Below are 12,140 nucleotides of genomic sequence, written 5' to 3' on the forward strand. Positions count from 1 at the left end.
GAGCCGTCCTCACACATCGCTTGGCTGGATGACGCCGGTCGAATATGCTGCTGCCGCGGCCGCCAAAGCGACCGAATGAACGCCGGAAACTCACCTTCAGGTTGGATGAGAAACCGGGGGACCCTCACCTTGATCCAGACTATCATAGTCGATGGACCACTCAGAAGGGGGCAGCTCATGCCGAGCCGCAGGTTGATGTTGATGAGCATGTGGTCGAACGCCCACTTGTCCATCCAAAGCAACCATTGGCTGTGGTACGGTTCGGGGATGCGGGTACGGGGACCCACTACGCAGCGGGCTTCGTCCCCATTGTCCCCTGCTTCCCCACGCCATCGGGCGTACCAGCTACCCTTGAATGCATAGGTAATGACCTGGGGATTGAGGGGATCGTCCACCTCCTGGATGTGCACCCGGGTAGCGACGCCATCCGGACTGTCAGCAACCCGCTTGACCGACTTATAGGCAGTGCGCCCCTTCAGCCGCTCAAACACCTTGACCAAGTCACCGGTCACGATGAGGTGCCAGTGCAGCTGGAACAGCCCAGTTGCCGGATTATACTCACCGTCCAGATAGCCGCAGGCCCAGCCGGCAACACCGGGGTTGGCACCACACCGGCCGAGGATCACCCGCAGCTGCTGCTTCGGGACCTGCGGATCCATGTGCATCAGCTCATCGATCGTGAGTGCAAGCCCCACCGGGATTAGCGTCACCAGATAGACCCGCTCGTTCGGGACCATGCCCAATAGCTCCAGCAGTTCTGCCGTGATATAAGCCCGCATGATCCGCATATAGCGCTTGGATGCAGGCGTTTCCGGAACGATGCGACGCTGGCTGATACGTTCCGCCAGATCTTCGCAAGCTTCGCACAGCTCCAGCGGTTTGGCACCACATTGCCGGAGCCCATCGACGCGTCGGTCGTCCTCCTTCAACGCCACTTCCAGCGTTTCAAGCCCTTCAAACTGCGGGCACCGGGCGCCGTTCATGAGCCACGCGTTACCCTGGTTCACCCATGCTGAGCCGGCCATCACTGCAGCAGTTCCTGGAGGCTGGCGACGATGACCAGTCGGCGACGACCGACGCGCACACTGGCAAGGCTACCTTCGTTGATGAGCTTGTAGACAGTCGTCTTACCCATGCCGGACGCATGGACTGTCTCTGCGACGGAGATTGCAAGTCGTTCCATTTTTCCTCCTTCACCCTACCGAGATTGGCGGGGCGAAGGGGAACTTGACCAAACCGCGCTTCTAAAGCTGCTCGGAAACCTAACGGAAACTCCGTCGCGCGTTCATGGAAACCTTATGGAAACTAGCTCGGATCACGCGGTTTTAGCGTCGGTAAGACCATTTTGGCAATCTCATCGATCTGATTTATACCGAGCCGTGACTTCTCTTTTCCCTGCTGTAGTCTGAATGACAATTCCTCCTTAAGACTTGATATCGTCTTGAATTTGTCTGAGTGTAGCATCCCATCCTGAGATATGCGGACCACTTCCAACCATCCTGCGTCGCGAGCCATCACTTCGGGCGGACGACCACCTCTATTTTTCTTAACTGGTTTAAACAAGGACGGCCGAAGCCGTTCGAGGTCGCTCAGCGACAACTCGACCCCCATAATCATCCGCCGTTTGAGCGGCTTAATATTGATGGTGTACATGAACTTGCTGTACGGCCATCGCCAACGGGATCTATCGTGCGCAGCGCGCTTATCATACCGCCAGTAATTGACTGGTACGATCAGATCACGAGTAATGTCCGTAGCTTCCTTATCGGTTCGCCACGCTTTATGCATGCTGACTTCAGTCGTCGTCCAAATGGCCTCGGCTCGAGCTATCAACAATCCGTCACGAAGGAATTCGGCAACTGCTCCTTTAAAGGTTACGGGGTCTTCACCCTTTTCAACGGCGAGTTCGAGCGCTTCCGATGCCTTTATCCATCGCGTCTCAACCTGTGTTTCATCTCCCGCCATATGGCTCCCCCTGAGATAGTGTGGCTTCGTAGGGGTAAGCTCTAAGATAGAATTACGGTCCACTTTTTAAGATTACGGCATCAGAAACTTAACCCATTCTGACATCAACTCGCGGCGTCGATCAACTGCCGTTCCACGGCGATAGGCACGTTCTGCTTTATTTTGAATGGTATGCGCGAGTGCCTGCTCAACGATCTCGCGAGGATAATTGGTGGCATCACCTGCCCAATCGCGAAACGTGCTGCGGAAGCCGTGCGTCGTCACATGGCCGTAGTTCATACGACGCAGCAGCATGGCCATTGCCATGTTCGACCGCGCCGCACCGCCGATGCCAAACACCGGGGTTGCTGCAGTGAGCGACGACGGCTTCACCTGGGCCAGCACCGCCATGGCCGCATTAGACAGCGGCACGACATGTTCGGCACCAGCTTTCATGCGACCGGCTGGGACGGTCCATAGCTTTGCGTCCAGGTCGATCTCACCCCAGGTAGCGCCCAGCGCCTCGCCACTGCGGGCAGCGGTCAGTATGACAAACTCCAGGCAACGAGCTGCTAGCGCCGGACGCTGCTTCAACTGCTGGAAGAACGCAGGCGCTTCACGCCAAGGCAGTGCGGCATGATGGCCGCGTTCGACCTTTGACTGGTTTGGCAACAGCAGCGCCAGATGGCCTCGGCAGGTGGCCGGGTTCATGCTGTCGCGTGGACGAAGACCCCGCGCCTTTGCCGCGTCGAGGACCTTCTCAATGCGGCCGCGTACCCGCTTGGCAGTTTCCGCCTTCACCAGCCAGATCGGCTGCAATACCGCCAACACATCTTCGGTGCCGACGTCAGTGACGGGCACATTCTGCAACGCTGCCGCGTGGTCACGAAGACTGTTGCGCCATTGCTGCCGATGAACGGGGTTGCGCCAGCCGTCCTCGACGCTGGAGATGTATTGATCAGCAAAAGTCCCGAAGGTCAGCACCGCGAGCTCCTCCACCGGCGCTTCGGTCCCCAAAATCCCACGCGGATCCTGACCGACTGCTACCGCTTCACGCATTTCGCCGGCGATGCGGCGCGCTGTGGCCAAGCTAACCGACGACGCGGGACCGATACCGATTTCGGCCCTCTTGCCATTCGACGTAGTCATGAAGACCCACGACCGGGCGCCTCCCGTAGTGATCCGCAGATACAGGCCACCGCCGTCTGCATGACGTCCGGGCGCCTTCAACGCCGCGATTCCGCGTACCGTCAGCTTGTTCAGTGCGCGCGCCATGAGCCTTCCCGGGGGTTCGAATTCCACCGGTTTCATGCCCACTTTCAACTTGGCTTTAGGCGCATCTCGACGAACCGTCACGGACACTCGGCAATGCCAACGCCAGAATTAACCATCGTTTTTCAGTGCTTTACGGGGCTTTTGCGAACGATCGCGAACGTCAGCGAAATCAAGTCTGGCGGAAGAGGTGGGATTCGAACCCACGGAACGGTTGCCCGCTCGCCGGTTTTCAAGACCGGTTCCTTAAACCACTCGGACACTCTTCCGCGACGGCGGCCGCATTGGGCAAGATCGTCGCGTTGTGCAAGCCTTTGTCGCCGGAGGGGCTTCATCCCGTTCCTGGCCTGTGCCAATACCGTTCCAGAACGGGAGACCGGTGTGATGCGTATTGCCAAGGCGGGGTTTGCCGTCGTTCTTGCCCTGATGGCCGGGGCTTCGATGGCCGGGGCTTCGGCGTCGGCACAGGATGCGGCGGGATTTCAGTCCTATCTGCGCGACGTCGCGGTGCGGGCGCGGGCGCAGGGGGTGAGCGAGCGGACGATCGATGCGGTCCTGCCGACGCTGACCTACAACCCCCGGGTCGTCGAACTCGACCGGCAGCAGCCCGGCGCGTCGAACACGACCACCGTGTCGCGCTTCGCACCCTATCGCCAGCGTCACGTCGATGCCGCGCGGATCAATCGCGGACGGACGGCCTATACCGCGCAGCGCTCGCGATTGGCGTCGATCGAGCGCGACACGGGCGTGCCCGAGGAGATCATGGTCGCGATCTGGGGCCATGAGACCAATTACGGCAGCTATACCGGCGATTTCGACCTGCCGCGCAGCCTGGCGACGCTCGCCTATGAAGGGCGGCGGCGGTCGCTGTTCGAGCCCGAGTTCATCGCGACGCTGAAGATGATCGACCGCGGCGTGCCGCGCGAACGGTTGAAGGGCAGCTGGGCGGGCGCGTTCGGCTATCCGCAATTCCTGCCGTCGATCTACTTGCGCGTCGCGCGCGACGGCGATGGCGACGGCGTCGCGAACATCTGGTCGAACGAGGCGGATACGCTGGCGTCGATCGCCAATTATTTCGTCGATGCGGGCTGGCGCAAAGGCCAGCCCTGGGGCTTTGCGGTAAGCGTTCCGATGGGCTTCGACCGGTCGATCCTGACGCCGCGGTCGCTGTCGCCCCGCTGCCCGCGCGTGTTCGAACGGCATAGCCAGTGGCGTTCGCTCGCGGAATGGCAGGCGCTGGGCGTGACGGCCAGCGACGGGCGCCGGCTCGATCCGACGATCCAGGCGACGCTGATCGAACCCGATGGCCCGGGCGAAACCGCGTATCTGCTGACCGGAAATTATCGGGTGATTCTCGACTATAACTGCTCGAACTATTACGCGCTGTCGGTGGGGTTGCTGGCGGATGCGGTGGCGCGATGATCGGCGCGGTTCTGGGGTTGTTTTTGGCGCAGGCGGGGGCGGAAACGCCACCGCCGGTGATCCATGAGCAGCGACTGGACGAGGTCGGGCCGGTCATCGTCGGCGGGACGGATGCCAAGCTGATCCTGCGCCACCGGACACTGCCCGCGGGGAGCTTTGCCGAGGTCACGAACCTCGACGGCGGGCGGACGATCGTCGTAGAGGTACAGCCCTATCCGCAAGCGAGCGGTAGCGCGATCGGTGCGCTGTCACCCGCCGCGGGCCGGGCGCTGGGGGCAACGACGGCACCGATGGTCCGCATCCGGCCGGCGGTGCCGTCGCCCGCGGAACAGGCCGCCATCCGCATCGGATCGGTCGTGACCCGGCTCGATACGCCGCAGTTCCTGCTGGCCGCGCTGCGCAAGCGCATGGCGCCGCCTGCACCGGCGGTCGTGCCGGCAGCAGCACCCGTGCCGGTAGCGATGCCGACGGCAACGGCCACGTCCAAGCCAAGTCCCACGCCCACCGTCACACCGCCCCCCGGGCCACGCCCGACCCCGCCAAAGGAAGCCGCGCCCAAACGCACCGGCCGCTGGTTCGTGCAGGTCGCCACCCTGTCCGACGCCGCCCGCGCCGCAACCCTCGCAAAATCGGTCGACGGCGTTGTGCGTTCGGCGGGCAGGCTGTACCGGGTGCAGGCAGGCCCATTCGCCACCCGAGCCGCTGCCGAAACCGCCCGTGCCGCCATCGCGCGTCGTGGCTTCGGCGACGCCCGGACCATCGCCCAGGACTGAACGGAACCACGTGCCCCATGCGTAAGATCGCCCTTTCGAGCATCGCCGCCATCGCCATCGCCACGCCCGGCATCGCCGCCGCGCCGCCGTTCGACACGCCGGCACCGGTCGCGTTCATGACCGACCTGTCGTCGGGCGCGACGCTGTTCGCCAAGGACGCCGATCGTCGCATGCCGCCGGCATCGATGGCGAAGATGATGACCGCCTATGTCGCGTTCGACCTCATCAAGAAGGGCGAATTGAAGCTGAGCGACACGGCGACCGTTTCGCCGGAAACGTGGAAGAAGTGGCACGGCCCGCAGGCGGGTTCGACCATGTTCCTGTCGGTGAACGAGAATGTCAGCATCGAGAACCTGCTGTACGGCATCGTCGTGCTGTCGGGGAACGACGCCTGCGTCGTGCTGGCCGAAAAGATCGCCGGGTCGGAAGAAGCCTTCACGAACCTGATGAACCAGCGCGCCAAGGAACTCGGCCTCGCCAACAGCCATTTCGGCACGTCGAACGGGTGGCCCGACGAAGGGCGCACCTATGTGACCGCCCGCGACCTCGCCAAGCTGGCGACCGCGACGATCCAGAACCATCCGCAGCTCTACAAGAAATTCTATTCGAAGACCGATTTCACTTGGGGCAAGACGCTGGGCGAGGGTGCCGCGATCACGCAGGCGAACCGCGACCCGCTGCTGGGCCGCGTGCGCGGCGCCGATGGCCTGAAGACCGGCCACACCGAAGAGGCCGGCTATGGCTTCACCGGATCGGCCGAACAGGATGGCCGTCGCCTCGTCATGGTGCTGGCCGGGCTGACCAGCTCGAACCAGCGCATCGCCGAATCGGTCAAGTTCATGAACTGGGGCTTCGGCGCATGGCGCGCGCGTCCGATCGTGGCGGCGGGCAAGCGGGTCGAGACGGCCGAGGTACAGCTGGGCGATTCGTCGACCGTCGGCCTCGTCGCGCCGCGCGCACTGACCGTGACGATGCCGGCCGGCACCAATAGCCCGATCACTGCGAAGGTCGTCTATACCGGCCCGATCAAGGCACCGATCGCCAAGGGCCAGCATATCGCCGACCTGGTGATCGCATCGCCCGATACCGGCGAACAGCGCATGCCGCTGGTCGCCGAGAAGGATGTGGCCGAGGCGGGCTTCTTCGGTCGCGTCTGGGCAAGCCTGACCTCGCTGTTCGCTTGAGCGCCGGACGCTTCCTGACGCTGGAGGGCGGGGAAGGGGTCGGCAAATCGACCCAGGCCCGCGCGCTGGTTGCCGCGCTGGAAACGCGCGGCATCCACGCCGTGCTGACGCGCGAACCCGGCGGCAGTGAGGGCGCGGAGGCGATCCGCGAACTGCTGATGCAGGGAGAGGTGCGGCGGTGGAGCGCGCATGCCGAGGCATTGCTGTTCGCCGCCGCCCGCGCCGATCATGTCGAAAAGTCGATCCGGCCGCTGGTCGACGCCGGCAGCTGGGTCGTGTGCGACCGCTTCATCGACAGCACCCGCGCCTATCAGGGGGCGCAGGGGATCGACGACGCCGCGATCCTCGCGCTGCACGGGTTCGGATCGCGGGGGCTGTTGCCCGATCGGACGCTGCTGCTGTCGCTGCCCGGTGGCGAAGGCGATGCGCGGGCACAGGCGCGCGACGGCGCGGCGGCCGATCGCTTCGCCGCGCGGGGGGAGGAGTTTCACCGGTCGGTCGCGGCGACGTTCGATCGCATCGCGACGGCCGAGCCGGAGCGCGTGCGGCGGGTCGATGCGTCGGGCGACGTGGCCGCGGTGACGGCGCGCCTGATCGATGCGATCGCCGACCTGCTGCCATGACGCCGATCGGTAACGACGCCGCGCGGCAGGCGTTCGTCGCCGCCGCCGAAGGGGAGTCGCTGCACCATGCGTGGCTGCTGACCGGTCCCGAAGGGGTAGGGAAGGGCGGTTTCGCGCGCGAGATGGCGCTGCGACTGCTGGCCACCGCGCTGGATGGCCGCAGCCGGATGCGCGGCGAGATCGGCGAGGACCACCGCGTCGCCCAGCTTATCGCGGCCGGCGCGCATCCCGATTATCGCGAACTGGTGCGGCTGCCCAAGGACCCGGACAAGCCCGATCAGGATATCGCGCGCAGCATCAAGATCGATCAGGTCCGCACGCTGCAACCGTTGTTCGCGACCAAGCCGGCGCTGTCGCCCCGGCGGGTGATCGTGATCGACGCGATCGACGATCTGGAGCGGCCCGGCGCCAACGCGCTGCTCAAGAACCTCGAAGAGCCGCCGGTCGGCACGATCTTCCTGCTGGTCAGCCATTCGCCCGGCCGCCTGCTGCCGACGATCCGGTCGCGCTGTCGCCAGCTGCGGTTCGATCCGCTGAGCGACGCGGAGGTGGCGGAGGTGATCCGCTGGCAGGTGCCCGATATCGATCCGGGTGAGGTCGATGCGCTGGCCGCCGCCGCCGATGGCTCGCCGGGGCGGGCGCTGGCCTATGCCGGGCTGTCGGTCGCCGCGCTCGACCGCGATCTGGCGGAGATCGCCGACACCGGCGACACCGACAACCGCATCCGCTCGCGCCTCGCGAAGGCGCTGGCGGGCAAGACCGCGCAGCCGCGCTATGCGGTGTTCCTCGACCGGGCGCCGTCATTGATCGCCGCGACGGCGCGGCGGCGTTCGGGTCCGGCGCTGCGCGACGCGCTCGACGCCTATGAGAAGGCGCGGGCGCTCGCGGCGATGTCGCCCGCCCTGTCGCTGGTCGCGGAGACGACGGTGTTCGAGATGGCCGGGCTGGTCGCGCGACTGGCGCCCGGGCGTGGGGGCGGTTAGCTGGCTGGTAACCCTGCGTACCCCCCGAACTACCTGCGTCCCTTGCACTAGACGTCATCCCAGCGAAGGCTGGGATCTCCCCGTTGGTATACGCAGCTAGAGCCGCTTGAGGCTCCAGCCTTCGTTTGGGGCGACGTTTGCGGCGAGGAGGGCTGCTGCTATCAGGGCATGCTCCGCCGGAACATCCACTTCAGCCCCCGCATCACCCGCCTTGTTCTGTCACGCTTTGGACCCTAGAGCCTCGGACCATGTCCGAACCCTTCTACATCACCACCGCGATCCATTACCCGAACGGCCGGCCGCATATCGGCCATGCCTATGAAATGATCGCCGCCGACGCCATCGCCCGTTTCCAGCGGCAGGCGGGGCGCGACGTGTTCTTTCAGACCGGGACCGACGAACACGGGCTGAAGATGGTGAAGACCGCGCGCGACCGCGGGGTCGAGGTGCGCGCACTGGCCGACGAAATGTCCGGATATTTCCGTGATATGGCGGATACTCTGAACATTTCGTGCGATCGTTTCATCCGCACCGTCGAACCCCAGCATTATGCCGCGTCGCAGGCGATCTGGGCGGCGATGCGCGATGCGGGCGACCTGTATCTCGACCGCTACGAGGGCTGGTATTCGGTCCGCGACGAGGCGTTCTACGAGGAAAAGGAACTCGAGGAGCGCGACGGGGTGCGCCTGTCGCCGCAGGGGACGCCGGTCGAATGGACCGCCGAGGAAACCTGGTTCTTCCGCCTGTCGAAATATCAGCAGCCGCTGCTCGATTTCTATGCCGCCAACCCCGACTTCATCCAGCCCGAAAGCCGCCGCAACGAAGTGCTGCGCTTCGTCGAGGGCGGCCTGACCGACCTGTCGGTATCGCGCACCAGCTTCGACTGGGGCGTGCCGGTGCCCGACAGCCCCGGCCACGTCATGTACGTCTGGGTCGATGCGCTGACCAACTATCTGACCGGCACCGGTTATCCTGACGCGCCCAACCGCTACTGGCCCGCGGCGCTGCACCTGATCGGCAAGGACATCGTGCGGTTCCACGCGGTGTATTGGCCCGCCTTCTTGATGTCGGCGAAGTTGGCACTGCCGAAAACGGTGTTCGGCCATGGCTTCCTGCTGAACCGCGGCGAGAAGATGTCGAAGTCCACCGGCAATGTGGTCGATCCGATGCAACTGGCCGAACTCTATGGCGTCGATGCGCTGCGCTACTTTCTGCTCCGCGATATCAGCTTCGGCCAGGACGGCACCTTTTCGGGCGAGGCGATCGTCACCCGTGCGAATAGCGACCTCGCCAACAGCTTCGGCAATTTGGCCCAGCGAACCCTTTCCTTTATCGCGAAAAATCTCGAAGGCGCGCTGCCGGACGCCGGCCGCGCCGACCCGGCGGACACCGACCTGCTGGCCACGGTCCACGACGCAATAATGAGCTTTTGCGACACCTTCGCCAACTTGCAGCTGGGTCAGGCGCTGGAGGCGTGGATGCGCGGCGTCTTCGCCTGCAACCAGTATATCGACGTGCAGGCCCCCTGGGCGCTGCGCAAGACCGATCCCGAGCGGATGCATGCCGTGCTGGGCACGTTGGTCCGCGCGATCCGCGACCTCGCCATCGCGATCGAACCGGTGGTGCCGGCGTCCGCCGCCGCGCTGCTCGGACAGCTGGGACAGGCGGGGAAGGGGCATGACGCGATCGGCGACCATCGCTGGTACGCCGACGCACAGGCCGCGGGCTTCCGCATCGCCCCGCCGACCCCCATCTTCCCCCGACTGACCATCGCGGAGACCGAGCCGGCATGAAACTGGCCGACAGCCATTGCCATCTGAACTACAAGGGCGTCGCCGAGCAGCAGCGCGACGTCCTGACCCGCGCACGCGCCAGCGGCGTCGTGGCGATGCTGAACATCTCGACGCGCGAGAGCGAGTGGGACGCGGTCGTTGCGACCGCCGAGCGCGAGCATGACGTCTGGGCGACGGTCGGCATCCACCCGCACGAGGCCGACGAGCATCCGCATGTCGATACCGAACGGCTGATCGCCGCCGCGGCGCATCCGCGCGTGGTGGGAATTGGCGAGAGCGGGCTTGATTATTATTACGATCATAGCGATCGCGGGGCACAGCAGGCGAGCTTTCGCGCGCATCTGGCGGCGTGTCGCGCGACTGGGCTGCCGATCGTCGTGCATACCCGCGATGCCGAGGACGATACCGCGGCGATCCTGCGTGATGAGCTGGGGAAGGGGGCCTTTCCGGGTGTCCTGCACTGCTTCACCGGATCGGCCGAGCTGGCGCGGATCGCGATCGATCTGGGCTTCTACATTTCGATCTCAGGCATCGTGACGTTCAAGAGCGCGCAGGCGTTGCAGGCGGTGGCGCGTGATTTGCCGCAGGACCGGCTGCTGATCGAAACCGATGCGCCGTTCCTCGCCCCGGTGCCGCACCGGGGGAAGCAGGGCGAGCCGGCGTTCGTTGCCGATACCTGCCGCTTCCTGGCACAGTTGCGCGGCGAGGCGCCGGACGCGTTGGCCGATGCGACGTGGGCGAATTTCCACCGCCTGTTCGCCAAGACACTCGCATGAAAATACGCATTCTCGGCTCCGGCACGTCGTCGGGCGTGCCGCGGATCGGGAACGACTGGGGAGCATGTGACCCGAACGAACCGCGCAACCGGCGGACCCGCGTCTCGGCGTTGATCGAGCATGCGGGTACGCGTGTCCTGATCGATACCGGGCCGGACATGCGCGAGCAGTTGCTGGCCGCCGACGTCGCTACGGTCGATGCCGTTCTGTGGACGCACGACCATGCCGACCATTGCCACGGGATCGACGACCTGCGGCAGTTGTTCCACAATGCACGCGCGCCGGTTGCGGGCTTTGCGCGGGCGGACACGCTGGCCAGCCTGCAATCTCGGTTCGATTATGTATTTGCCGGCCGCGCGGGGTATCGACCGACCGTCGTCGGGACGGAACTGCCGGATCGGCTTGAGGTCGGACCGATCACCGTCCGCTGTACCGATCAGCCGCATGGCTCGATCATGTCCGCCGGGCTGCGATTCGACGCCTATGGCGGGTCGATCGGCTATGCCACCGATTTCAGCGCGGTGACGCCGGGGATGCTCGAGCTGTACCGGGGCGTCGACATCCTGATCGTCGATGCGCTGCGCGTCGCGCCCCATCCGACGCACCCGTCGCTGGCGGAAGCGATCGCGTTCGCGCGGAACTGTCGTGCCGGTCGGACCGTCCTGATCCATATGGACCATTCGATGGATTATGCGACGCTGTGTCGCGATCTGCCCGACAGGATCGAGCCGGGCTATGACGGGTTGGAACTGACGCTGTGAGCGACGATCGCGGCATCTACATCCTGATGGGGCTGTTGATGCTCATCCTGCCGCTGTCGTCCTTGCTGGCAAGGCGGCCAAAGGCTTCGGTAGTGTTGCGGGCGGTTCTGAGTTGGGGCGTGATCGTCGCTATCCTCTATGTCGCCTTCGCCAACCGGGCGCGGTTGAGCGAACTGGCAGCGAGTTTCGGCGACCGGATGGGACTGTCCGAGCAGATGGTCGAAGGCGATACGGTCCGCATCCGGCAGTCGGTCGACGGACATTTCTGGGCACAGGTTCGGTTGAATGGCATCGAGCGGCGGATGTTGATCGACAGCGGCGCGACGTCCACCGCAATATCTGAAGCGACGGCCAAGGCGATCGGCGTCACACCGCGGCGCGTGCCGCCGGTGATCCTGACAACCGGTAACGGTCAGGTCGAGGCGGCGCGCGGACGCGTCGAAACCCTGCGCATCGGCGGACTGGAAACACGCGACCTGCCGGTAGTGATCGCGCCGACGTTCGAAGACGTCGAGGTGATCGGCATGAACTTCCTGTCGCGGCTGCAAGGCTGGCGGGTCGAACGGGGTACGCTGATCCTCGACGGCAAAACCACAATCTAGTTTTACA

The 12,140-nt window shown here is 64.8% G+C and carries 13 protein-coding genes and 1 tRNA gene; 9 read left to right on the plus strand and 5 right to left on the minus strand.

Annotated features, from left to right (window positions below; all coding sequences use genetic code 11):
• From MF610_RS05400 to MF610_RS05420, 5 genes are all read right to left on the minus strand, one after another.
• Positions 1-983 (minus strand): hypothetical protein (locus MF610_RS05400; RefSeq protein ID WP_242193633.1); only part of this gene is annotated, 983 nt, incomplete at its 3' end.
• 41 nt (positions 984-1,024) lie between these two features.
• Positions 1,025-1,183: a helix-turn-helix domain-containing protein gene (locus tag MF610_RS05405; protein WP_277923924.1), complete on the minus strand. Its 159-nt coding sequence runs from the start codon at positions 1,181-1,183 to the stop codon at positions 1,025-1,027.
• A 122-nt stretch (positions 1,184-1,305) separates the two neighbouring features.
• Positions 1,306-1,965, minus strand: coding sequence for a hypothetical protein (locus MF610_RS05410; RefSeq protein WP_242193636.1), 660 nt, complete (start codon positions 1,963-1,965; stop codon positions 1,306-1,308).
• Between the two features lie 72 nt (positions 1,966-2,037).
• Complete coding sequence (locus MF610_RS05415) at positions 2,038-3,219, minus strand: tyrosine-type recombinase/integrase (protein ID WP_242193638.1); 1,182 nt, start codon at positions 3,217-3,219, stop codon at positions 2,038-2,040.
• Positions 3,220-3,395: 176 nt separating this feature from the next.
• Positions 3,396-3,485, minus strand: a tRNA-Ser gene (locus MF610_RS05420).
• A 115-nt stretch (positions 3,486-3,600) separates the two neighbouring features.
• Between MF610_RS05420 and MF610_RS05425 the strand changes: the two genes are divergently transcribed.
• The 9 genes from MF610_RS05425 (at position 3,601) to MF610_RS19145 (ending at position 12,133) form a co-directional block, all read left to right on the plus strand.
• On the plus strand, positions 3,601-4,638 hold the full coding sequence (locus MF610_RS05425) for a lytic murein transglycosylase (RefSeq protein ID WP_380870785.1): 1,038 nt from the start codon (positions 3,601-3,603) through the stop codon (positions 4,636-4,638).
• Positions 4,635-5,411, plus strand: coding sequence for an SPOR domain-containing protein (locus MF610_RS05430; RefSeq protein ID WP_242193641.1), 777 nt, complete (start codon positions 4,635-4,637; stop codon positions 5,409-5,411). Before MF610_RS05425 ends, MF610_RS05430 begins: the two co-directional genes overlap by 4 nt.
• A gap of 17 nt (positions 5,412-5,428) precedes the next feature.
• Positions 5,429-6,595: a D-alanyl-D-alanine carboxypeptidase family protein gene (locus MF610_RS05435; RefSeq protein ID WP_242193643.1), complete on the plus strand. Its 1,167-nt coding sequence runs from the start codon at positions 5,429-5,431 to the stop codon at positions 6,593-6,595.
• Positions 6,592-7,218 carry a dTMP kinase gene (gene tmk / locus MF610_RS05440; protein ID WP_242193645.1) on the plus strand — a complete coding sequence of 209 codons (627 nt, stop codon included), beginning with the start codon at positions 6,592-6,594 and terminating at the stop codon, positions 7,216-7,218. Before MF610_RS05435 ends, tmk begins: the two co-directional genes overlap by 4 nt.
• The gene (locus tag MF610_RS05445; RefSeq protein WP_242193647.1) at positions 7,215-8,201 is read left to right on the plus strand and encodes a DNA polymerase III subunit delta'; all 987 of its coding nucleotides are present in this window, start codon (positions 7,215-7,217) and stop codon (positions 8,199-8,201) included. Before tmk ends, MF610_RS05445 begins: the two co-directional genes overlap by 4 nt.
• Before the next feature lie 248 nt (positions 8,202-8,449).
• Positions 8,450-9,994, plus strand: a complete 1,545-nt coding sequence (metG, locus tag MF610_RS05450; RefSeq protein ID WP_242193649.1) for a methionine--tRNA ligase — start codon at positions 8,450-8,452, stop codon at positions 9,992-9,994.
• A complete protein-coding gene (locus MF610_RS05455; protein ID WP_242193651.1) occupies positions 9,991-10,770 on the plus strand; it encodes a TatD family hydrolase in 780 nt (259 codons plus the stop codon). Before metG ends, MF610_RS05455 begins: the two co-directional genes overlap by 4 nt.
• Positions 10,767-11,531, plus strand: a complete 765-nt coding sequence (locus MF610_RS05460; protein ID WP_242193653.1) for an MBL fold metallo-hydrolase — start codon at positions 10,767-10,769, stop codon at positions 11,529-11,531. The genes MF610_RS05455 and MF610_RS05460 overlap by 4 nt, the downstream gene beginning before the upstream one ends.
• Positions 11,528-12,133, plus strand: a complete 606-nt coding sequence (locus MF610_RS19145) for a retropepsin-like aspartic protease family protein (RefSeq protein ID WP_242193655.1) — start codon at positions 11,528-11,530, stop codon at positions 12,131-12,133. Before MF610_RS05460 ends, MF610_RS19145 begins: the two co-directional genes overlap by 4 nt.
• Positions 12,134-12,140 lie beyond the last annotated feature (7 nt).

The sequence above is a fragment of the Sphingomonas hankookensis genome (assembly GCF_022664465.1).
In the GTDB taxonomy this organism is placed as follows: Bacteria; Pseudomonadota; Alphaproteobacteria; order Sphingomonadales; family Sphingomonadaceae; genus Sphingomonas; species Sphingomonas hankookensis.